Origin of the sequence: Burkholderia sp. MSMB1459WGS (assembly GCF_001534535.1) — a bacterium.
GTDB lineage: Bacteria > Pseudomonadota > Gammaproteobacteria > Burkholderiales > Burkholderiaceae > Burkholderia.
Window position 1 is genome coordinate 62,078 of the sequence record NZ_LPMU01000079.1, and the last position, 22,201, is coordinate 84,278.

The 22,201-nt window shown below is 68.5% G+C and carries 22 protein-coding genes; 12 read left to right on the forward strand and 10 right to left on the reverse strand.

Translation table 11 applies throughout. The features are described 5' to 3' along the window. Positions 1 to 7: 7 nt before the first annotated feature. From WT97_RS29970 to WT97_RS29985, 4 genes are all read right to left on the reverse strand, one after another. On the reverse strand, positions 8 to 1,285 hold the full coding sequence (locus WT97_RS29970; RefSeq protein WP_060354941.1) for an MFS transporter: 1,278 nt from the start codon (positions 1,283 to 1,285) through the stop codon (positions 8 to 10). Positions 1,286 to 1,477: 192 nt separating this feature from the next. After that, positions 1,478 to 2,059, reverse strand: a complete 582-nt coding sequence (locus WT97_RS29975) for a YceI family protein (protein ID WP_006476873.1) — start codon at positions 2,057 to 2,059, stop codon at positions 1,478 to 1,480. Between the two features lie 65 nt (positions 2,060 to 2,124). Further along, positions 2,125 to 2,685: a YceI family protein gene (locus WT97_RS29980; RefSeq protein ID WP_059501115.1), complete on the reverse strand. Its 561-nt coding sequence runs from the start codon at positions 2,683 to 2,685 to the stop codon at positions 2,125 to 2,127. Positions 2,686 to 2,693: 8 nt separating this feature from the next. Then, positions 2,694 to 3,254 carry a cytochrome b gene (locus tag WT97_RS29985; RefSeq protein ID WP_034206446.1) on the reverse strand — a complete coding sequence of 187 codons (561 nt, stop codon included), beginning with the start codon at positions 3,252 to 3,254 and terminating at the stop codon, positions 2,694 to 2,696. Between the two features lie 258 nt (positions 3,255 to 3,512). Between WT97_RS29985 and WT97_RS29990 the strand changes: the two genes are divergently transcribed. The 6 genes from WT97_RS29990 to WT97_RS30015 all read left to right on the forward strand — a co-directional run bounded on the left by WT97_RS29990 (position 3,513) and on the right by WT97_RS30015 (position 11,190). Continuing rightward, positions 3,513 to 4,178 (forward strand): paraquat-inducible protein A, encoded by a 666-nt coding sequence (locus WT97_RS29990; RefSeq protein WP_060354942.1) that lies wholly within the window; start codon positions 3,513 to 3,515, stop codon positions 4,176 to 4,178. After that, a complete protein-coding gene (locus WT97_RS29995) occupies positions 4,175 to 4,810 on the forward strand; it encodes a paraquat-inducible protein A (RefSeq protein ID WP_059501015.1) in 636 nt (211 codons plus the stop codon). The genes WT97_RS29990 and WT97_RS29995 overlap by 4 nt, the downstream gene beginning before the upstream one ends. Next, positions 4,803 to 6,422: an intermembrane transport protein PqiB gene (locus WT97_RS30000; RefSeq protein WP_059501014.1), complete on the forward strand. Its 1,620-nt coding sequence runs from the start codon at positions 4,803 to 4,805 to the stop codon at positions 6,420 to 6,422. The genes WT97_RS29995 and WT97_RS30000 overlap by 8 nt, the downstream gene beginning before the upstream one ends. Then, on the forward strand, positions 6,419 to 7,138 hold the full coding sequence (locus WT97_RS30005; protein ID WP_059501013.1) for a membrane integrity-associated transporter subunit PqiC: 720 nt from the start codon (positions 6,419 to 6,421) through the stop codon (positions 7,136 to 7,138). Before WT97_RS30000 ends, WT97_RS30005 begins: the two co-directional genes overlap by 4 nt. A 483-nt stretch (positions 7,139 to 7,621) precedes the next feature. Next, complete coding sequence (locus tag WT97_RS30010) at positions 7,622 to 9,736, forward strand: site-specific recombinase (protein ID WP_060354943.1); 2,115 nt, start codon at positions 7,622 to 7,624, stop codon at positions 9,734 to 9,736. A gap of 152 nt (positions 9,737 to 9,888) precedes the next feature. Further along, positions 9,889 to 11,190, forward strand: coding sequence for a class I SAM-dependent RNA methyltransferase (locus WT97_RS30015; protein WP_060354944.1), 1,302 nt, complete (start codon positions 9,889 to 9,891; stop codon positions 11,188 to 11,190). Positions 11,191 to 11,263: 73 nt separating this feature from the next. On the opposite strand, the gene WT97_RS30020 is transcribed toward WT97_RS30015, so the two are convergent. Beyond that, positions 11,264 to 11,728, reverse strand: coding sequence for an SRPBCC family protein (locus tag WT97_RS30020; RefSeq protein ID WP_059779228.1), 465 nt, complete (start codon positions 11,726 to 11,728; stop codon positions 11,264 to 11,266). Beyond that, entirely contained in the window at positions 11,721 to 12,053 is a 333-nt protein-coding gene (locus tag WT97_RS30025) for a helix-turn-helix transcriptional regulator (RefSeq protein ID WP_034206438.1), read from the reverse strand. Before WT97_RS30025 ends, WT97_RS30020 begins: the two co-directional genes overlap by 8 nt. A 171-nt stretch (positions 12,054 to 12,224) precedes the next feature. On the opposite strand from WT97_RS30025, the gene WT97_RS30030 reads away from it, so the two are divergent. Continuing rightward, positions 12,225 to 12,629, forward strand: coding sequence for a VOC family protein (locus WT97_RS30030; RefSeq protein ID WP_060354945.1), 405 nt, complete (start codon positions 12,225 to 12,227; stop codon positions 12,627 to 12,629). Positions 12,630 to 12,702: 73 nt separating this feature from the next. Then, a complete protein-coding gene (locus WT97_RS30035; protein ID WP_059501008.1) occupies positions 12,703 to 13,389 on the forward strand; it encodes a YafY family protein in 687 nt (228 codons plus the stop codon). A 66-nt stretch (positions 13,390 to 13,455) separates the two neighbouring features. On the opposite strand, the gene WT97_RS30040 is transcribed toward WT97_RS30035, so the two are convergent. Continuing rightward, positions 13,456 to 14,379, reverse strand: a complete 924-nt coding sequence (locus tag WT97_RS30040; protein WP_060354946.1) for a carbon-nitrogen hydrolase family protein — start codon at positions 14,377 to 14,379, stop codon at positions 13,456 to 13,458. 80 nt (positions 14,380 to 14,459) lie between these two features. On the opposite strand from WT97_RS30040, the gene WT97_RS30045 reads away from it, so the two are divergent. Continuing rightward, positions 14,460 to 15,380, forward strand: coding sequence for a LysR family transcriptional regulator (locus WT97_RS30045; protein ID WP_059501006.1), 921 nt, complete (start codon positions 14,460 to 14,462; stop codon positions 15,378 to 15,380). Positions 15,381 to 15,467: 87 nt separating this feature from the next. Here the strand turns inward: WT97_RS30045 and WT97_RS30050 are convergent, their stop codons facing one another. The 3 genes from WT97_RS30050 to WT97_RS30060 are packed head-to-tail and all read right to left on the reverse strand — an operon-like array spanning position 15,468 to position 18,396. Then, positions 15,468 to 16,922: an NAD(P)(+) transhydrogenase (Re/Si-specific) subunit beta gene (locus WT97_RS30050; RefSeq protein ID WP_006483443.1), complete on the reverse strand. Its 1,455-nt coding sequence runs from the start codon at positions 16,920 to 16,922 to the stop codon at positions 15,468 to 15,470. After that, positions 16,919 to 17,245 carry an NAD(P) transhydrogenase subunit alpha gene (locus WT97_RS30055; protein WP_012327914.1) on the reverse strand — a complete coding sequence of 109 codons (327 nt, stop codon included), beginning with the start codon at positions 17,243 to 17,245 and terminating at the stop codon, positions 16,919 to 16,921. Before WT97_RS30055 ends, WT97_RS30050 begins: the two co-directional genes overlap by 4 nt. A gap of 11 nt (positions 17,246 to 17,256) precedes the next feature. Then, the gene (locus WT97_RS30060) at positions 17,257 to 18,396 is read right to left on the reverse strand and encodes a Re/Si-specific NAD(P)(+) transhydrogenase subunit alpha (protein ID WP_059501005.1); all 1,140 of its coding nucleotides are present in this window, start codon (positions 18,394 to 18,396) and stop codon (positions 17,257 to 17,259) included. A gap of 291 nt (positions 18,397 to 18,687) precedes the next feature. Here WT97_RS30060 and WT97_RS30065 point away from each other — a divergent pair, with 291 nt between their 5' ends. From WT97_RS30065 to WT97_RS30075, 3 genes are all read left to right on the forward strand, one after another. Beyond that, on the forward strand, positions 18,688 to 19,197 hold the full coding sequence (locus WT97_RS30065) for an NUDIX hydrolase (RefSeq protein ID WP_060354947.1): 510 nt from the start codon (positions 18,688 to 18,690) through the stop codon (positions 19,195 to 19,197). Further along, positions 19,194 to 20,384, forward strand: coding sequence for a tRNA 2-thiouridine(34) synthase MnmA (gene mnmA, locus WT97_RS30070; protein WP_060354948.1), 1,191 nt, complete (start codon positions 19,194 to 19,196; stop codon positions 20,382 to 20,384). Before WT97_RS30065 ends, mnmA begins: the two co-directional genes overlap by 4 nt. A 120-nt stretch (positions 20,385 to 20,504) precedes the next feature. Further along, positions 20,505 to 22,124 (forward strand): FMN-binding glutamate synthase family protein, encoded by a 1,620-nt coding sequence (locus WT97_RS30075; protein WP_060354949.1) that lies wholly within the window; start codon positions 20,505 to 20,507, stop codon positions 22,122 to 22,124. Positions 22,125 to 22,201: the final 77 nt, after the last annotated feature.

Below are 22,201 nucleotides of genomic sequence, written 5' to 3' on the forward strand. Positions count from 1 at the left end.
GCCCCTTTCAGCGAAACCCGAACCGCCGCCGCAGCACGACCAGCGCCGCGAGGCTCAGCACGGCCGCGAACATCAGGTAGAAGCTCGGCGCAGTCTTCATCCCGGTCTCGCGGATCAGCCACGCGATGATGAACGGCCCGAAGCCGCCGAAGATCGTCACCGCGACGTTATACGCGAGCGACATCCCGGTCGTGCGCGTCTGCACTGGAAACACCTCGGACAACAGCCCCGGCAGCGCCGCGAAGTAGCCGGTCATCAGGAACGCGAGCAGCACCTGCAGCGCGATCAGCGTGCCGAAGCCCGGATGCGCGACGAGATACGCGAACGCCGGATAGATCAGCACGAGGATGCCGAGCGCCGGCGCGATCATCACGCGCACGCGGCCGTAGCGATCCGACCAGTGGCCGACGAGCGGCGCGAACGCCATCTGGATCACGCCGACGACGAGAATCGCCGCGAACGCGGCGGACGGCGCGAGGCCGAGCTGCTTCACGCCGTAGGTCGGCATGAACAGCACGAGATAGGTCGCGACGGTGCCGAGCACGACCACGCCCATCGCCGCGACGAGGCGCGCCTTGTGCGACGCGAACGTATCGCGCAGCGGGTTCGCGGTGCCTTCGGCCGCGAGGAATTCGGGCGTCTCGTCGACCTTGGTACGGATGTAGTACGCGACCGGCCCGAGCAGCAGCCCGAAGAAGAACGGCACGCGCCAGCCCCACGACGCCATCTGCGCGGCCGACAGCTGCGCGTTCAGCACGGTGCCGAAGCCCGCGGCGAGCAGCGTCGTGAGCCCCTGGCTCGCGACCTGCCAGCTCGCGAAGAACCCGCGCCGGCCCGGCACGTGCTCGGCGAGGAACGCGGTTGCGCTGCCGAACTCGCCGCCTGCCGAAAAGCCCTGCATCAGCCGCGCGGCGACGAGGATCACCGGCGCGGCGACGCCGATCGTCTCGTAGGTCGGCAGCACCGCGATGATCAGCGTGCCGGCCATCATCAGCAGGATCGACAGCGTGAGCGCGGCCTTGCGGCCCGCGCGGTCGGCATACGCGCCGAGCACGATCGCGCCGAGCGGCCGCATGAAGAACGACACGCCGAACGTGCCGAGCGTGAGCAGCAACGACACGGTGTCGTTGCCGGCGGGGAAGAACAGCTTCGAGATCGTCACCGCGAAAAAACCGTAGACGACGAGATCGAACCACTCGAGCGCGTTGCCGATCGACGCGGCGACCACCGCGCGCCAGACGCGCGGCGACGAGGCAATGGAACGGGACTGCGTGACGGCATGCATCGGCGATCTCCTTGTCGTTGTACGTTCTGTTCGAGGCGGCCGCCGTCGCGGCGTCGGCCTGCCCGGCGCCGCATGGCCGCATGCTGCGCTCGGGCGATTATAGGCGCGCAAAAAAACCGCCGCGCCCCGATAACGGGAGCGCGGCGGTTTGCCCGCAGGGGCCGGCACGATGGCCGGCCCGGCAGGAGAGCCTTACTGCTGCTTGACCGCTTCGGCCGTGATCAGCAGCTTCGTCTTCATCTTGAAGCCGTACTGCTTGCCGTAGTCGAGACCGAAATCGTCGCGGCTGAATTCGCCGACCGCGTCGACGCCGCACACTTCGCGCTTGAGCATCGGGTGCGGCATGCACTTGAACGAATCGATCTTCAGCGTGAGCGGCTTCGTGACGCCATGCAGCGTCAGGTTGCCGACCACCGACACCGGCTTATCGCCGTCGAACTTGATCGTGCCCTTGTAGTTCGCCTGCGGGAACTTCGCCGCATCGAAGAACTCGGCCGTCTGCAGGTGCTCGTCGAGCTTTGCGCTGCCGGTGTGGATCGACGCGATGTCGGTCGTCACGTCGACCGTGCCGGTCTTCGCCGCGCGATCGAGCGTCACAGTGCCGCTCGACTTGTCGAACTTGCCGCGCCAGACCGACAGGCCGCCGAAGTGGTCGGCCTCGAAGCTCGGGTACGTGTGGCTCGGGTCGAACTGGTAGGTCGCGCTTTCGGCGAAGGCCGAGAACGACAGCGAAGCGGCCAGCGCGCCGGCGGCGATGATCAGATGCTTTTTCAAACCTTTTCTCCTGGGAACGGCGCCGCGCCCTCGCGCGGCATTCAGTGGACGCGGCAACCTGCCGCTTACTTCGTGGCGACGAGATGGAACTTGATCTGCACTTCGTCCGCGACGACCGACGTGTCCTTCCACTCGCCGGTACCGACGTTGAAGGTCGAACGCTTGATCGGCAGCACGCCGTCGAACGTCTGCGTCGCGCCGTTCTGCGCGACCGTGACGGGCACCGTGACGGTCTCGGTCTTGCCCTTGATCGTCAGCTTGCCGGTCACGTTGTACTTGTTGCCGCCGGCCGGCGCGATCGCCGACGACACGAAGCTCGCCTGCGGATAGGTCTTCGCGTCGAACCAGTCCTTGCCGGCGACCTGGTCGTTGTACATCTTGTCGCCGAGGTCGAAGCTCGCGACGTCGATCGTCATTTGCGCGCTGCCCTGCGCGGCCTTCGCCGGGTCGAACTTCACCTGCGCGGAAAACTTCTTGAACGCGCCTTCGGTCGGCACGTTCATCTGCTTCGACACGGCGGACACCTTGCTCTTCGCGAGATCGACGTCGGCATGCGCCGCGCCCGACGCGACAAACGCCGCCGCGGCGAACGCGGTCAGCATGGAGCGGGAGAAAGACACTTTCATGGGATCCTTCATTTGGCAAAGGGAAGCATGCGCGACAGCAGGCCGTCGCGGTCCAACAACTGATGCTTGAGCGCCGCGAGCACGTGCATCGCGACGAGCGCAAGCAGAATGTAATTCAAAGACACGTGCAGCGTCTTGAAGGTTTCCTTGAGCGCCGGATCGGGGTCGATCAGGCGCGGCAGCGGCACGATGCCGAGATAGACGACCGGGATGTTCGACGCCGAGCTGTACAGGTAGCCCGTCGCCGGAATCACGATCATCAGCACGTACAGCAGCATGTGCACGCCGTGCGACGCCGCGCGCTGCCACGCCGGCGTGTCGCCCGGCAGCGGCGGCGGCACGTGGGTCGCCCGCCACAGCACGCGCACGACGGCGAGTGCGAACACCGTCACGCCGATCCACTTGTGCCACGAGAAGTACTTCAGCTTGGTCGGCGTGAAGCCGGGGATGTCCGTCATCACCCAGCCGAGCGCGAAGCCGCAGACGATCAGCAGCGCGATCAGCCAGTGCAGGGCGATCGCGGTAGGCGCGTAGCGTGCCGGCGCGGCCGGCGGCGATTTCGATGCCATCTTGGGTTCCTCAGTTCAGCGAACGGCTGCGCCGGTAAATTCGGCCGACGCATGTCGAGGGCGCCATGCTACCGCAACCTTTTGACGCGCGCGGACTCTGAGGACAGGCGCGCCAGCCGGCTGACGGCTTCCCGTCATGTTACCGACCGGTCACGCAGCGCACGATCCTTGACCCATCGAAAAAGCCCTTTTGGTAAGATTGGCGCGGGTTCCGGCCCCGTCGACGCGTTCCCCGGCCGTCGCAGCACCGCCTTTTCCATGCAACGATACGACCTGATTGCCTGCCACGAATGCGACGCACTGTTGCATAAACCGCGCCTGAGCGGCCGCGAAATCGCACGCTGCCCGCGCTGCGACGCGCTGCTCTATCGCAACAGCACCACGCAGATCGAGCGCATCAGCGCGCTCGCGGTCGCGGCGCTCGTCACGTTCGTCATCGCGCAGGCGTTCCCGATCCTCGAAATGGACCTGAACGGCACGCGCGTGCAGACGACGCTGATCGGCGCGATCGATGCGCTGTGGCATCAGGACATGGAGATCGTCGGCGTGATGGTGTTCTGCTCGACCGTGCTGTTCCCGCTCGTCGAGATGGCCGCGCTCCTTTACGTCCTGCTGCCGATCCGGCGCGGCATCGTGCCGCCCGGCCTCAACGTCGTGCTGCGCACGATCCAGCTCGTGCGGCCGTGGGGGATGATCGAGGTGTTCATGCTCGGCATCGTGGTCACGATCGTGAAGATGGTGAGCCTCGCGCGCGTCGTGCCCGACGCGGCGCTGTTCGCGTTCGGCGCGCTCACGCTGATGACCGCCGTCGTGCTGATGTTCGACCCGCGCGCGGTGTGGGACATCGCCGACGACCTGCGCGCCGGCCGCGCGCCGGCGCGACCCGACCCCGCCGCGCCGCTGCAGGACACGCCCCGCCGATGACGAGGCCCACGCCGACCGCCGCCCGCGAGGGCTACGCCAGCTGCCACGCGTGCGGGCTCGTGCAGACGATCGACCGGCCGCACGCGCATTGCGCGCGCTGCGGCAGCGCGCTTCACGTGCGCACGCCGAACAGCATCATGCGCACGTGGGCGCTGCTGCTCGCGGCCGCGATCCTCTACATTCCGGCGAACCTGCTGCCGATCATGCGTACGTCGTCGATCGTCGGGTCGCAGCAGGACACGATCATGAGCGGCGTCATCTATTTCTGGACGTCCGGCGACTGGCCGCTCGCCGTGGTCGTGTTCGTCGCCAGCATTCTCGTGCCGATGCTCAAGCTCGCCGTCCTGACGATCCTCGTCATCAGCGCACAGCGCCGCACCGCCTGGCGGCCGCTGCAGCGCACGCGCCTCTATCGGATCGTCGAGCGCATCGGCCGCTGGTCGATGCTCGACATCTTCGTCGTGACGCTGACCGTCGCGCTCGTCCATTTCCGTTCGCTCGCCGTCATCACGGCCGGCCCCGGCGCACTCGCGTTCGGCTCGGTCGTGATCCTGACGATGCTCGCGTCGATGCAGTTCGATCCCCGCCTGATCTGGGATCCAGTCGAAACCTCAGGGAATCACCATGAATAGTCCACAAGGCCCGCAGCACGACGCGCCCCGGCCGCCCGATCCGGCGATCTCGACGAAAAGCGGCTGGCTGCCGTCGCTCGTCTGGCTCGTGCCGCTGATCGCCGCGCTGATCGGCATCGGCCTCGTGATCAAGTCCGTGCGCGAGCGCGGCCCGGAAATCACGATCAGCTTCCACAGCGCCGAAGGGCTCGAGCCGGGCAAGACCCAGGTCAAGTACAAGGACGTCGAGATCGGCACGGTCAAGACGATCAAGCTGTCGAAGGACCTGTCGCGCGTGCTGGTCCAGGTGCAGCTCAAGAAGGAAGCCGAGGACTTCGCGGTCCAGGGTTCGCGCTTCTGGATCGTGCGCCCGCGCGTGGGCGCGACCGGCGTGTCGGGGCTCGGCACGCTGCTGTCCGGCGCGTACATCGGCGTCGACGCCGGTCACGGGCAGGACACGCTGACCGACTTCACCGGCCTCGAGACGCCGCCCGCCGTCACGGGCGACCAGAAAGGCACGCAGTACGTGCTGCGCGGCGATTCGCTCGGCTCGGTCGACATCGGCTCGCCGGTCTACTACCGTCGCGTCCAGGTCGGCCAGGTGGTCGGCTTCTCGCTCGACAAGGACGGCACGGGCGTCACGTTCAACGTGTTCGTCAATGCACCGTACGACCAGTACGTCGGCATGAACACGCGCTGGTGGCAGGCGAGCGGCGTCGATCTGCGGCTCGATTCGAGCGGCCTGAAGCTGAACACGCAGTCGCTCGCGACGGTGATCCTCGGCGGCATCGCGTTCCAGACGCCGCCGAACCAGGGCAGCGGCACGACCGCGCCGAACAACACGACGTTCCGTCTCGGCTCCGACGAGGGCGACGCGATGCGCGACCCGGACGGCCAGCCGCTGCAGGTCGTGATGAACTTCAACCAGTCGCTGCGCGGGCTCGCCGTCGGCGCGCCGGTCGACTTCCGCGGCATCGTGCTCGGCGAAGTGACGAACATCGGCATCGACTTCGATCCGAAGACGAAGAACTTCCTGATGCCGGTGACGATGAACGTGTATCCGGAGCGCCTCGGCCGCCGCTTCCGCGAGACGATCGAGAGCAAGGGCGAACCGGCGCGCCGCGAAATCGTGGAGCGGCTCGTCCAGCACGGGCTGCGCGGCCAGCTGCGCACCGGCAACCTGCTGACGAGCCAGTTGTACGTCGCGCTCGACTTCTTCCCGAAGGCGCCGGCCGTGAAGATCGACACGGCCCGCCAGCCGCTCGAGCTGCCGACCGTGCCGAATACGCTCGACGAGCTGCAGTTGCAGGTCGCCGACATCGCGAAGAAGCTCGACAAGGTGCCGTTCGACCAGATCGGCGCGAACCTGAACAGCGCGCTCGCGAACGCCGACAAGCTGTTCAAGCAGCTCGACACGCAGGTCGCGCCGCAAGCGCGCGACACGCTGTCGGCCGCGAAGCAGACCTTCTCGACCGCCGAGGCGACGCTGCAGCAGGATTCGCCGCTGCAGTCCGACGTGCGCGGCGCGCTGAAGGAACTCACGCGCACGCTGCAATCGCTGAACGCGCTCGCCGACTATCTGGAGCGCCACCCCGAATCGCTGCTCAAGGGCAAGCCAGGAGATAAACCATGACGACACGCGTGAACGGTTTTGCGAGCGGCGCGGCGGCCGTCTTCGCCGCACTCGCGCTCGCCGCGTGCAGCTCGCCGCCCGCGCGGTTCTACACGCTCAGCCCGGCCGACGCCGCGGCGCCGCTGCGCACCGCGCCGGCCAACCCGGCGTTCCTGATCGAGGTGCCGTCGGTCGGCGTGCCCGAACAGGTCGCGAAGAACCAGTTGGTCGTGCAGAAGAACGCCGCGCAGGTCGACGTGCTCGAGCAGGAACGCTGGGCGTCGCCGCCCGCCGACGAGATCCGCCGCGCGCTGTCGGACGATCTCGCCGCTCGGCTCGGCACGATCGACGTCGCGAATTCCGCCTATCCGGCCGGCGTGCCCGTGTACCGCATCAGCGTGAACGTGCAGCGCTTCGAGTCGTGGCCCGGCAAGCGGGCCGCGGTCGACGCCGTGTGGAGCGTGCGCTCGCTCGCCACGCAGGCCGTGATGACCTGCCGCACGAGCGTCGCCGAACCGGTCGGCGACGGCTACGACGCACTCGTCGCCGGCCACCGGCGCGCGCTCGACGCGATTGCCGCGCAGGCCGCGGACGGCGTGCGCGCGATGGCCGCGCGCCGCGGCGCGCCAGCCACGCCCGCGGCCGGCAGCAAGACGGCGGCCGCGCCGGTCGTGCCGTGCCCGGCCAACCCGACGTCCGGCGGCGACGCCGGCGCGACGGGCAAGTCCGGCGCATAAGCGAACGCGGACGGCGCGCAGGCGAACGTTCGACACGGCGTTCGCCCGCGCGGTGTCGAATGGCGCGTCGGGCCGCGTGCCGCCCGTCGGGGGCTGCACGCTGCCGCAGCCGGCCTCGCGTACCGCCTTCATCGGCCCGACGGCCATTTAGAACGGCCATTTACATTCTTTGTCAAAGCCGCCGGAACCCGCGCCATGCAACGCGGTCGGCTTGCGTTTTCCGGCCCGATTGACGATCCTACGCACTTTCAGGCTCGCGCCGTTCGTCGTGCGCACCGGCCAGTGGCGCCGGGCCGCGTTCGGCCCGACCGCCGTGCCCCCGGCGCCTGCACGCGGTCGGCGTGCACCGCAGCGGGGCAGTCGCATCGCGGGTCGCCGCGCCCCGTCCGGCACCGGCCCCGTCTCATCCGTTCTCCCGGCGCCGCGCCGTTTCCCCGGCCGGCATCCCGAACCCGCCCGTCACGGGCTTTCGCTATTCCGTTTATGTTTCGTTCCCTGACGACCCTGATCAAGAAGTGGCGCGCGTCGCGCAATGCCGGTCACCAGCTCGATGCGCTGCTCGCGCATGCCGACGCCGACGCGTCGTACGCCGAGCGCAGCGAATGGCTGATCGAGCTCGCGCACTGGCTGCGCCGCAACGGCACGGTGCAGGACGCGCCGGCCGAGCGCGACGCCGACACGCGGGCCTATCCCGCCCATGCGCGGCTGCGCTACCTGTTTCACGTGCTCGATCGCAACCCCGCATGGAAAGCGCACGCCGCGCGCATCCTGCGCGGCATCCTGCGCGAGTGCGACGGCATCTCGCTGCTGTGCGACGCCGGCATGCCCGTGCATTCGGGCTTCTTCGGCGCGCTGTTCGAGCGGATCGATTCGTCGCTGATCCCGCCCGCGCCGAACCGCCGCGAACTGTCGGCGCTGTTCACGCTGATGTTCCCGACGCCCGAGGACGCGAAATGGATCGACGCGCTGCCCGACGACCTGCTCGCGCGTCTCGCCGAGCTGCTCTCGTTCGACGTCACCGACGAGGAGCGCCACGAGCCCGGCTCGTTCTCGCGCGATCTGCTGGCCGCGCTGCACAACCTGACCTGCCAGATCAGCTCGACCGGCCTGTCGCAGACGGTGCGCAGCCGGCTGTCCGACGACGATGCGCGCAAGCCGCTCGAATCGCAGCCGTTCTACCGCCTCACGCGCGCGATGCTCGCGGTCGAGACAGCGCACGCGGCCGTCGAGGACGGCGGCGATCCGAGCAAGCTGCTGCACGAGGTGAACTACCTGCGCGTGCTGCTCGACGAATGCCGGATCGCCGTCGACAACGTGTTCGCGCACCTGTACCGCAACGGCGTGTCGGTCGACATCGTGTTCCAGGTCGAGCGGATGCGCATGCGCATCCTGCGCGCGGAAATGCTGCTCAACGCGTGGATGGCGCGCGACGACCTGCACGGCATGGCGCACCTGACCGCCGAGCTCGTCGACGCGAACCAGAGCAGCCAGAGCGTCGCGCACCTCGTGCGCAGCAACTTCTCGCTGTTCGCACGCAAGCTCGTCGAGACCAACGCGGACACCGGCGAGCACTACATCTCGCGCGGCCGGGCCGAGTACCTGAAGATGCTGCGGATGGCCGCGGGCGGCGGCCTCGTCACGGTCGCGACCGTGTGCGTGAAGTTCGCGATCACGGGTGCGCACCTGCAGTCGATGCTCGAAGGGCTGCTGGCGGGCATCAACTACGCGGCCAGCTTCATGCTGATGCACTTCCTGCATTTCACGCTCGCGACCAAGCAGCCCGCGATGACCGCGCCGACGCTCGCGCGCGAGCTCGACGACACCGGTCACGAGGAAGGCGTGAAGGCGTTCGTCGCGTCGGTGATCGCACTGATCCGCACGCAGGCGGCCGCGATTTCCGGGAACGTGGTCGTCGTGCTGCCCGTGTGCCTGCTCGTGCAGCTGTTCGCGGCCAACGTCACGCATACGAACCTGATCTCGCCGGAGAAGGCGCACGCGACGCTGCATTCGTTCTCGCTGCTCGGCCCGACCCCGTTCTATGCGGCGCTCACGGGCGTGCTGCTGTGGGCGTCGAGCCTGCTCGCGGGCTGGGCCGACAACTGGTTCGTGCTGCACCGCGTCGGCGACGCGCTCGCGTACAACCGTAGGCTGCGCCTGACGCTCGGCGCGGCCGGCGCCGCGAAGCTCGCGCATTTCTGCCGATCGAACGTCGCCGGCGTGGTCGCGAACGTCGGCCTCGGCCTGATGCTCGGCCTCGTCCCGGCGATCGTCACCGTGTTCATGTTCCCGTTCGAGGTGCGGCACGTGACGCTGTCGGCCGGCTCGATCGGGATCGCGCTCGGCGTACTGGGCAAGGATGCGCTCGGCACGCCCGAACTGTGGTGGGCCGGCGCCGGCGTGCTCAGCATGGCCTTCCTCAACGTGCTCGTGAGCTTCGCACTCGCGTTCACGATGGCCGTGCGCTCGCGCAGCCTGCGCCCGACCAAGGTGCGCGCGCTCGTCGCCGCGATCGTCCGCACGGTGCTGTCGAATCCGCTCGCGCTGTTCTGGCCGGCGGGCACCCCGGCCGCGCGCGCCGGCCAGCCGGGCGCGCACTGAGCTGCGGCGGGCAGCGGCGCCCCGCCGGTGCCCGTCGCCGTCCTCCCGGCACGCGCGAGCGGCCGTCGTGCCGGCGCCGCCGCGCCGAAACGCCGGCCCCGGTCGGCCGCGCCGCGTACAATAGTGGACTTTTGCACGTCCTCACCCGCCTTATGTCCTCGCCCACCCTGTTCGAATTCTTCGCCCCCTGCCCGCGCGGCCTCGAAGCGGCGCTTGCCGCCGAGCTGGCCGAAATCGCCGGCCGCCACCTGAACGGCGCGCCGTTCACCGCGGGCGCGCAGGTGCCGGGCGGCGTCCATTTCAGCGGCGGCTGGGCCGCCGGCATGGCCGCGAACCTCCATTCGCGGATCGCGAGCCGGATCCTGCTGAAGATCGCGCACCGCGCGTACCGCAACGAGCAGGACGTCTATGCGCTCGCGCTCGAGCAACCGTGGGAGCGCTGGTTCGCGGCCACGCAGACGCTGCGCGTCGACATCACCGCGATCAAGTCGCCGCTGAAAAGCCTCGAATTCGCGACGTTGCGCGTGAAGGACGCGATCTGCGACCGGATGCGCGACAAGACCGGCGCGCGCCCGAGCATCGACACCGGTGCGCCGGACGTGCGCGTGTTCGCGTTCCTGACGGCGGGCGAATGCACGCTGTACCTCGATACGTCAGGCGAGCCGCTGTTCAAGCGCGGCTGGCGTCTCGACAAGGGCGCGGCGCCGCTGCGCGAGAACCTCGCGGCCGGCATCCTGCGCCTGACCGGCTGGACGCCCGGCACCGCGCTGTACGACCCGATGTGCGGCAGCGGCACGTTCCTCGCGGAAGCCGCGCAGATCGCGCTCGGCGTGGCGCCCGGCGTCGAGCGCCGGTTCGGCTTCGAAAAGCTCAAGCAGTACGACATCACCGCGTGGCAGGGGCTGAAGGTCCCGGCGCTCGACGCGAAGCGCGCGGCGCGGGCCAGGCGCGGCGACGCGCTCGGCGTGTACGGCAGCGACATCTCCGGCGACATGCTCGAGAAGGCACGCGCGAACCTCGAGCGCGCGGGCGTGCCGTCGGTGTGGCTCAAGCAGGTCGATGCGCGCGGGATGACGCCGCCGTGCGACGGGCCGGGCGTCCTCCTCGCGAACCCGCCGTACGGCGAGCGGATCGAAGTGCGCGGCCGCAGCGCGCGCGGCGAGGTGCGCGAAACCGGCCGCAACCGCGGCAACGACGACGCATTCCGTCGCACGCACACCGACGCGCCGGACAGCGAGTTCTTCAACGCGCTCGGCGATGCGCTGAAGCAGCGCTTCACGGGCTGGCAGGCGTTCCTGCTGACGTCCGACCGTTCGCTGCCGGGCCAGTTGCGCCTGCGCGAATCGGCCAAGACGCCGCTGTTCAACGGCGCGCTCGAATGCCGGCTGTTCCGCTTCGATCTGATCGCCGGCAGCGTGAAGGCACGCCCGGCCGCGCCGGAGGGCGACGCGTAAGCCATCCGTGCGCTTGTGCAAGCCACGACGTGCAGGGGCCGCCATCGCGGCCCCTGTGCTTTTCCGCAGCCGGTCAATGCTTCGACTGCGACCAGCGCGCCATCGTGAACGGCAGGGCATGCCCCGTCTCGAGCAGCGTCTTCAGGCTCGACAGCACGACCGGCCAGCCGCCGCGAATCCCGCGGTCCATCTCCGAACCGGGCACCAGCCCGTCGTGCGTGACGGTCAGCTTCACGACGCCCTCGTGCGGCTCGACCAGATAGGTCACGCGCGATTCCTCGCCCTCCCCCGACGGCGTGCGCCACGTGACGACCAGCCGGCGCGGTGGATCGTTCTCGACCACTTCGCCGACGATGTCGACCCGCGACGGATCGTCGTAGTCCTGATGTTCCCACCGCGAACCCGGCCGCCAGTCGGGCGACGCGTTGCGATGCCGTACCCAGTAGTCCTTCGTCAGCTCGGCGTTGGTCAGCGCGTCGAACACGCGCTCGGGCGTGGCCGCAATGAAGGTCACGTACACGAAGTCGGGATTACCCATCGTCGTCTCCCGTGTCGCGGGGGGCTTCCAGCCCCCGCTTGAGGTCCGCCAGCGCCTGCAGGCGCTGACGCTCGAACTTGCCGATCCAGCGTTGTGCGATGTCATGGATCGGCACCGGATTCAGGTAATGCAGCTTCTCCCGGCCGCGCCACGTCGTCGCGACGAGATTCGCGGCCTCGAGCAGCGCGAGATGCTTGCTCACGGCCTGCCGGCTCATCGCGAGCCCGTCGCACAGCTCGGACACGGTCTGGCCGTTTTTTGCGTACAGCAGATCGAGCAACCGACGGCGCGTGGCATCGGCCAGCGCCTTGAAAACGAGGTCCATGCCGCTCCCGGGTCAACGGCCTTATTATGCAACCAAATGGTTGCATGTCAAGAGTGACAACTCTACTGACAATACGGTGTCAGCAGCCCGCGATCACACTGCAATCCCGGCGCAATGCAGGCTGGTTTCCCCCACCGAATCCGAATAACAACGCAACACAAGGAGCTCGTCATGACGTCAGCAACCGCCACTGCAACCGTGGAACGCGCGATCGCCTGGTTCGACATTCCGTCCCTCGATTTCGACCGCGCGATCCGCTTCTACGAAACCGTGCTGCAAACCACGTTGCAGCGCGAGGTCATCGGCGGCGTGCCGATGGCGACGTTCGATCGCGACGCATCGAGCACGGGCGGCAGCATCGTGTTCGATCCGCAGCAGATGAAGCCGAGCGCGAACGGCGTGCTCGTCTACCTGAACGCCGGCGAGTCGGTCGTCGCGGCGCTCGAACGCGCGAAGCGCGCGGGCGGCGTCGTGCAGGGCTCCGTCGTCGAGCTGCCGAACCACTACGGCTACGTCGGCTACCTGATCGACACGGAAGGCAACCGCGTCGGCCTGCACGCGCCGAAATGCCACTGAGCGCAGCGGTCAGCGGGCCGGCGCGGCGCTATCATCGCGAAGTCCCCGTAGCCAGAGGAATCGAGGTGCTGTCATGACCCGCCGTGCCGACCGCCTGTTCCAGATCGCCGAGCTGTTGCGCGGGCGTCGTCTCACGACCGCGCAGCAGCTGGCCGACTGGCTGTCGGTGTCGCCGCGCACGGTCTACCGCGACGTACGCGACCTGCAACTATCAGGCGTGCCGATCGAAGGCGAGGCCGGCATCGGCTACCGGCTGAACCGCAACGCGAGCCTGCCGCCGCTCACGTTCACGGCCGAGGAGCTGGCGGCGCTCGCCACCGGCGCGCGCATGCTCGAGACCTGGGGCGGTGCGCGCTTCGCGAGCGGCGCGCGCTCGGCGCTCGCGAAGATCGCGTCGGCAATGCCGGCCGACAAGCGTACGGCGCTCGACCGGCTGCCCGTGTTCGCGCCGTCGTTCCACATCGACGCGACGTTTTGCGCGAAGGTCGACGCGATCCACCAGGCGATCGACACGCGCCACATCGTCAGCTTCGACTATCGCGACCGGCTCGGCGCGCATTCGCAGCGCCGCGTCTGGCCGCTCGGGCTCGTCTACTGGGGCGGGCGCTGGACGATCGGCGCGTGGTGCGAGCTGCGCGACGATTTTCGCACCTTCGACATCGCGCGGATGGGCGACATCACCGTGCACGAGCAGTTTCCGGACATGGAGGGCCGGCGGATCGCCGACTACATGCGGATCGCGGAAGCGCCGATGCGCTGACGCGGCGCGGCGGGCGGCCGCCGCCCTTCGTTTTCGGGCGCCATGTGGCGCCCGCCTCCGCTTTCGTTACCCGCCGAACACCACCGGCCGCTTCGGCCGCTCGTCGACGTGCAGCGAAAACACGTCCGCACGTGCGTAGTGGCCCACGACGTCGAAGTCGTAGCGCGCCCGCACGAGCTCGTCGGTGTCGATACGGGCGGTCACGAGCCCGGCCTCGCCGATCAGCGGCTCCGTCAGCAGGTCGCCGAGCGGCCCGACGATCACGCTGCCGCCGCGAATCAGCGGCCGCTCGGGGTCCCAACCCGGCACGTCGATGCCGAGCGCGCGCGGCGACGGCTGCACCTGGCACGCGCTCACGACGAAGCAGCGCCCTTCGTGCGCGATGTGCCGCATCGAGCTCTGCCACACGTCGCGCTCGTCGACGGTCGGCGCACACCAGATCTGCACGCCTTTCGCGTACATCGCGCAGCGCAGCAGCGGCATGTGGTTCTCCCAGCAGATCGCGGCGCCCGCGCGGCCCGCGGCCGTCTCGACGACGGGCAGCGTCGAGCCGTCGCCCTGCCCCCAGATCAGCCGTTCGGTGCCGGTCGGCATCAGCTTGCGGTGCTTCGCGACGAGCCCGTCGCGCGGATCGAAGAACAGCGCCGTGCAGTACAGCGTGCTGCCGCCGCGCTCGATCACGCCGACCACGAGGCTCGCGCCGGTGCGCTGCGACAGCGCGGCCAGTTCGTCGGTTTCCGGCCCCGGCACGTCGATCGCCTGCGCGGCGTAGCGCGCATATGCGTCGCGCCCCTCGGGCAGCCGGTAGCCGAGCCGCGTGCCGAAGATTTCGCCTTTCGGATAGCCGCCGAGCACGGCCTCGGGCAGCACGACCAGCGACGCGCCGCTGTCGTGGATCGAGGTTTCGTAGCCGAGGATCGTGTCGAGCGTGGCGCGCGTGCCGGCGGGCGATGCGCCGATCTGCAGCGCGGCGATGACTGACGTGGACATGAAGGCGTCTCCGTTGAATGGGATGTCGCCATCTTTATCGATAAGATGTCATCGATCAAATCGATGGAACGATATGTGTCATGAACGTGGATGATATCGCCAGCCTCGACCTGAACCTGCTGAAGGTGTTCGAGGCGCTGTACGAGGAAGGCGGCGCGAGCCGCGCGGCGCTGCGGCTCGACCTCACGCAGTCGGCGGTCAGCGCGGCGCTCGGGCGGCTGCGCGTGATCTATGCCGATCCGCTGTTCGTGCGCACCGGCCGAGGGCTCGCGCCGACGCCGCGCGCGGACGAGCTGAAGCCGATCCTGTCGGACGCGCTCGACCGCTGCCGCGAAAGCCTCGCGATCGCGGCCGACGGCGGCGACCGCGTCGGCCGCACGATTTCGATCGGGCTGTCCGACGACTTCGAGATCGCGCTCGGCCGCGCGTTGATCGATGCGCTCGCGCAAGAAGCCGCCGGCATCCGGCTGATCTTCCGGCAGACCCACAGCGGCATCGCCGGCGACGCGCTGCTGCGGCACGGCGTCGATCTCGCGATCGCATCGGGCGGCTTCTCGGCGAACGGGCTCAGCCGGCGCGCGGTCGCGACGGGCGGATATGCGTGCCTGATCGATCCGGCCGGCCGCGCGCGGACGCCGCGCACGCTGACGCTCGCCGAGTTCCTGCGGCGCGACCACCTGCTCGTATCGTCGGGCGGCGTGATCGGGATCGTCGACGAGGCGCTGGCCGCGCTCGGCCACCAGCGGCGCGTCGCGGCGTCGACCACGCATTTCGCCGCGCTGCCGTACCTGCTCGCCGGCTCCGACGCAGTCGCGACGATTCCCGCGCATGCGGCCCGCGCGATCGCGCAATCGACCGCGCTGCGCGCACTCGCGTGCCCGATCGACCTGCCGCGCTATCCGGTCGAAATCGGCTGGCGCACGAGCACGCAGCGCGACCCGGCGATCGTGCGCGTACGCGACGCGATCGCCGCCTGCATCGCGCAACGCGTCGCACCATGAAAAAAACCCGGCCGGCTTGCGCCGGTCGGGCCTGTGCCGGCGCGGCGCCCGCGCATCGAAGCGGGCGCCGCATAGCCTCGGCGTGCGCTACTCGACCGCCTTCACCATGTCCTCGATGACCTTCTTCGCATCGCCGAACACCATCATCGTCTTGTCCATGTAGAACAGGTCGTTGTCGAGGCCCGCGTAGCCAGCCGCCATCGAACGCTTGTTGACGATCACCGTGCGCGCCTTGTACGCCTCGATGATCGGCATCCCCGCGATCGGCGATTTCGGATCGTTCTTCGCGGCCGGGTTCACGACGTCGTTCGCGCCGAGTACGAGCACCACGTCCACCTGGCCGAATTCGCCGTTGATGTCCTCCATCTCGTGCACGATCTCGTACGGCACTTCCGCTTCCGCGAGCAACACGTTCATGTGGCCCGGCATCCGGCCGGCGACCGGGTGGATCGCGTACTTCACGTCGATGCCCTTCTCGACAAGCTTGTCGGTCAGCTCCTTCAGCGCGTGCTGCGCACGGGCGACGGCGAGCCCGTAACCCGGCACGATCACGACCGATTCCGCGTTGCCGAGCATGAACGCCGCGTCGTCGGCCGAACCCGACTTCACCGGCCGCTGCTCCTGCGCGCCCGCCGCGCCGCCGGCCGCCGCTTCCCCGCCGAAGCCGCCGAGGATCACGTTGAAGAACGAGCGGTTCATCGCGTGGCACATGATGTACGACAGGATCGCGCCCGACGAGCCGACCAGCGAACCGGCGATGATCAGCATCGCGTTGTTCAGCGAGAAGCCGATGCCGGCCGCCGCCCAGCCCGAGTACGAGTTCAGCATCGACACGACCACCGGCATGTCCGCGCCGCCGATCGGGATGATGATCAGCACGCCGAGCACGAACGCAATCGCCGTCATGATGATGAACGGCAGCCACGCCTGCGTGATGAAGAACAGGATGCCGAAGCCGAGCATCGCGATCGCGAGCATCAGGTTGATCAGGTGCTGGCCCGCGTACACGACCGGCGCGCCCTGGAACAGCCGGAACTTGTACTTGCCCGACAGCTTGCCGAACGCGATCACCGAACCGGAGAACGTGATCGCGCCGACGAACGTGCCGATGAACAGCTCGACCCGGTTGCCGTACGGGATGAAGCTCGACGACACCGCGTCCTGCGGCACGAGGCCGAACGCTTCGGGCTCCGACACCACCGCATATGCGATGCACACGGCCGCGAGACCGATCAGCGAGTGCATGGCCGCGACGAGCTCCGGCATCTTCGTCATCTCGACGCGCGCGGCGACGAACGCCCCGACGCCGCCGCCGACGATCAGCGCGCCGAGCACGAGCGCGAGGCCGAGCGGCAGGTTCGCGCCGAGCCACGCGGCCTGCTTGACGATCAGCGCGATCGTCGTGAGGATCGCGATGGCCATCCCGACCATCCCGAACAGGTTGCCGCGCCGCGCGCTCTTCGGATTCGACAGGCCCTTCAGCGCCTGGATGAAGCACACCGAGGCGACGAGGTACAGCAGCGTAACGACGTTCATGCTCATCGCGCGCCCTCCTTGCCGCCCTCGATGCGCTTGGGCTCCTTCTTGCGGAACATCTCGAGCATTCGCCTCGTCACGAGAAAGCCGCCGAACACGTTGACGGCCGCGAGCGCGACCGCGAGCGTGCCGAAGAACTTGCCGGTCGCGCCGACGGTGAGCGCCGCCGCGAGCATCGCGCCGACGATCACGATCGCCGAGATCGCGTTGGTCACGGCCATCAGCGGCGTATGCAGCGCCGGCGTGACGTTCCAGACGACGTGGTAGCCGACGTACACCGCCAGCACGAAGATGATCACGTTGATCACCGTGTGATTGATGACTTCCATGGTCTCCTCCGTTATTTGCGCGTGACTTCACCGTCGCGGCACAGCAGCGTCGCGGCGACGATGTCGTCGGTCAGGTCGACGTTCAGCGTGCCTTCCTTCGTGACGATCAGCTTCGTGAAGTCGAGCAGGTTGCGCGCGTACAGCGCCGATGCGTCCGACGCGACCATCGACGCGAGATTCGTGTAGCCGGCGATCGTCACGCCGTTGTGCACGATCACCTGATCGGCGACGGTCAGCGGGCAGTTGCCGCCCCTGCGGCCGTCGATTTCCGGGCCGCGGCCGGCCGCGAGATCGACGAGCACCGAGCCGGGCTTCATCGCCTGCGCGGTGTCGACCGAGATCAGCGTCGGCGCCGGGCGCCCGGGAATCAGCGCGGTGGTGATCACGATGTCGGCCTGCCTCGCACGCTCGTGCACGAGCGCGGCCTGGCGGCCGAGCCACGATGCCGGCATCGGGCGCGCATAGCCGCCCACACCCTGCGCGGCTTCGCGCTCTTCGTCGGTTTCGAACGGGACGTCGAGGAATTTCGCGCCGAGCGACTCGATCTGCTCCTTCACGGCCGGCCGCACGTCGGACGCCTCGATCACCGCGCCCAGCCGCTTCGCGGTCGCGATCGCCTGCAGGCCCGCGACGCCCGCGCCGAGAATCAGCACGCGCGCCGCCTTCACGGTGCCCGCGGCCGTCATCAGCATCGGCATGAAGCGCGGATACAGCGACGCGGCCACCAGCACGGCCTTGTAGCCGGCGATGTTCGCCTGCGACGACAGTACGTCGAGACTCTGCGCACGCGTCGTGCGCGGCGCGGCCTCGAGCGCGAAACCGGTCACGCCGGCCGCGGCGAGTTTCGCCGCCTGCTCGCCGTTGAACGGCTCGAGCATGCCGATCAGCACGGTGCCGCGCTTGAGCAACGGCAGCTCGGCGTCGGTGGGCGCCTGGACCTTCAGGACGAGATCGGCGTCAAACGCGGCCGACTGGTCGGTCAATTCGGCGCCGACGGCCGCATAGGCTTCGTCGGGATAGCTGGCTGCGCTGCCGGCCCCTTTCGCGATACTGACGCGATGGCCGGCCGCCGCGTATTTCTTCACGGTTTCCGGCGTCGCAGCCACACGCGCCTCGTTGGCCCGCGTTTCAGCAGGCACTCCAATATGCATCGTCAGTCCCTCCAGTCATTGTCAGTATTTCTTTTCTTGCGATCTTTTACTGCACAACGAGCCGGACAGGCTGACATACCGGCTCACGAGCAACGGCTTTCACGCTGCACTTTAACCGAAAGCGATGGTCGCGCCAGCACTTTCCGCACGATCGTGCTCGAATGCGACAGGCGCTTGACCCGCGCCGCCACGCAGCGTCGTCACGCAGCGCCGGGACGGACGATCCGAGAGGGTCGGATCGTCTGACGAACGGCCGGCAACGTTCGGGCGCAACCGGTAAAATGCCGAACCATGAAACCCGAAATCTGGACCCCGCATGTGACGGTCGCCGCGCTCGTCGAGCGCGCCGGCCGCTTTCTCGTGATCGAGGAAGAAACCTCGACGGGCCTGCGCATCAACCAGCCGGCCGGTCATCTCGAAGCCGGCGAAACGCTGGCCGATGCCGTGATCCGCGAAACGCTCGAGGAAACCGCGCGCCCGTTCACGCCCGACGCGCTCGTCGGCGTCTATCTCGCGCACTACGATCGCCCCGGCAGCGCCGGCGCGACCTACCTGCGCTTCACGTTCTGCGGCACCGCCGGCGAACCGGTCGCGGGCCATGTGCTCGACGACGGCATCGTCCGCACGCTGTGGATGACGGCCGACGAACTGCGCGCCTGCAGCGAGCGCCATCGTTCGCCCGCGGTGATGCGCTGCGTCGACGACTATCTCGCCGGGCGGCGCATTCCGCTCGATTTCGTGCACACGCATTCGGTCGCCCCGTGCCCCGAGGCATTCGAACGTCAGGCGGTCGGCAAATGAGCAAGCGCCGTGTAGTGGTGGGCATGTCGGGCGGCGTCGATTCGTCGGTGACCGCGTGGCTGCTGAAGGAACAAGGCTACGACGTGGTCGGCCTGTTCATGAAGAACTGGGAAGACGACGACGACGGCGAGTACTGCTCGACGCGCCAGGACTGGATCGACGTCGTGTCCGTGGCCGACCTGATCGGCATCGACGTGGAAGCCGTCAACTTCGCCGCCGAATACAAGGACCGCGTGTTCGCCGAGTTCCTGCGCGAATACTCGGCCGGCCGCACGCCGAACCCCGACGTGCTGTGCAACGCCGAGATCAAGTTCAAGGCGTTCCTCGACCACGCGATGTCGCTCGACGCGGAAATGATCGCGACCGGCCACTATGCGCGCGTGCGCGAGCGCGACGGGCATTTCGAACTGCTGAAGGCCTTCGATCATACGAAAGACCAGTCGTACTTCCTGCACCGGCTGAACCAGGCGCAACTGTCGAAGACGATGTTCCCGCTCGGCGAGATCCCGAAGACGAAGGTGCGCGAGATCGCCGCGCAGATCGGGCTGCCGAATGCGAAGAAGAAGGATTCGACCGGCATCTGCTTCATCGGCGAGCGGCCGTTCCGCGATTTCCTGAACCGCTATCTTCCGACGAAACCCGGCCCGATGAAGACGCCCGACGGCAAGGTGGTCGGCGAGCACATCGGCCTCGCGTTCTATACGTTCGGCCAGCGCAAGGGCATCGGCCTCGGCGGCAGCAAGAGCGGCAGCGGCGAGCCGTGGTTCGTCGCCGCGAAGGACATCGCGACGAACACGCTGTACGTCGTGCAGGGTCACGATCATCCGTGGCTGCTGTCGCGCGAGCTCGTCGCCGGCAACGTGAGCTGGGTCGCCGGCGAGCCCCCGGCGGACGGCTTCGCGTGCGGCGCGAAGACGCGCTACCGGCAGGCCGACGCGGCGTGCACGTTCGGCCGGGCCGCGGATGGCCGGGCCGCGACAGGCGCCGCGGCAGCCGGCCCGGCAGGCGAAGCTCGCTTCTCGCTCGCGTTCGACGACGCGCAGTGGGCCGTCACGCCCGGCCAGTCGGCCGTGCTGTACGACGGCGAGATCTGCCTCGGCGGCGGCATCATCGAGTTCGCGGCCACCGGCCAACCCGGCCAGGCTGCACCGGCGGGCCACGCGCCGGCGCTCGCCGAAGCACGCTGACATCCATTCGGTTTAGACTTGCGGCACGCCGCGCCCGGCGGAACACGATTCCGCCGCGGCCGGCGCGCCGCCTTCGCAGCGTACGCATGGCGGTATTTCAAGATTCTTATGGAGTCCCCCATGCTTTCACGCCGCTACCTCGCGATGTGGTGTGCCGTGCTGCTGCTCGTCGCAGCGGCCGCGCTCGCGTCGGCCCACGTTCTTTCCTGGCTGTGGATCGTCGTCCCCATCGCCCTCGTCGTGCTCGGCCTGTACGACCTGAAGCAGGACCGCCACGCGATCCTCCGGAATTACCCGCTCTGGGGCCACTTCCGCTTCCTGTTCGAATTCATCCGACCTGAAATCCGCCAGTACTTCGTCGAGGACGACACCGACGAAAAGCCGTTCTCGCGCGCGCAGCGCAGCCTCGTCTACCAGCGCGCGAAGAACGTCGCGGACAATCGTCCGTACGGCACCGAGCTGAACGTGAAGGCCGTCGCGCACGAATGGATCAGCCATTCGCTCGCGCCGACGAAGCTGCCGAGCCACGACTTCCGCATCCGCGTCGGCGCGAATCGCGCGCAACCGTACGACATTTCGATCTTCAACATCTCGGCGATGAGCTTCGGCTCGCTGTCCGCGAACGCGATCCGCTCGCTGAACCTCGGCGCGAAGAAAGGCGGCTTCGCGCACGACACCGGCGAAGGCTCGCTGTCGAAGTACCACCGCGAGCACGGCGGCGACATCATCTGGGAAATCGCGTCCGGCTACTTCGGCTGCCGCAACGAAGACGGCACGTTCAACCCCGACAAGTTCGCGAAGCAGGCCGCCGATCCGCAGGTCAAGATGATCGAGGTGAAGCTGTCGCAGGGCGCGAAGCCCGGTCACGGCGGCGTGCTGCCGGCCGCGAAGATCACGCCGGAAATCGCCGAAACGCGCGGCGTGCCGATGGGCAAGGACTGCATCTCGCCCGCGACGCACTCGGAATTCTCGACGCCGCGCGGGCTGCTCGAATTCGTCGAGCGGCTGCGCACGCTGTCCGGCGGCAAGCCGACCGGTTTCAAGCTGTGCATCGGTCACCCGTGGGAATTCTTCGGCATTGCGAAGGCGATGATCGAGACGGGCATCGTGCCCGACTTCATCGTCGTCGACGGCGCGGAAGGCGGCACGGGCGCGGCGCCGCTCGAATTCACCGACCACGTCGGCGTGCCGCTGCAGGAAGGGCTGCTGCTCGTGCACAACACGCTCGTCGGGATCGGCGTGCGCGATCGCGTGAAGCTCGGCGCGAGCGGCAAGATCATCACCGCGTTCGACATCGCACGCACGCTCGCGATCGGCGCGGACTGGGTGAACTCGGCGCGCGGCTTCATGTTCGCGGTCGGCTGCATCCAGGCGCAGCACTGCCACACCGACCGCTGCCCGACCGGCGTCGCGACGCAGGACCCGGTGCGCCAGCGCGCGCTCGTCGTGCCCGACAAGGCCGAGCGCGTGTACAACTTCCACCGCAATACGCTGCATGCGCTGCAGGAACTCGTGCAGGCGGCCGGCCTCGCGCATCCGTCCGAGCTGCGCGCGCATCACATCGTGCAGCGGGTCGCGCCGCACGAGGTGCGACTGATGTCGCAACTGCTGAAATACCTGAAACCCGGTGCGCTGCTCGACGGCCAGACCTGCGGCTTGTCCCTGTACGACAAGTGGTGGCCGATCGCGCGCAGCGATTCGTTCTCGCTCGGCGAAGCCGTGTACGCGTCGATCGAGTGACGCGCGCGGCCGCCCCGCGCCGACGGCGGCCGGCGCGGCAAAAAGAAAAGCGCCCCGCGGGGCGCTTTTCTTTCGTC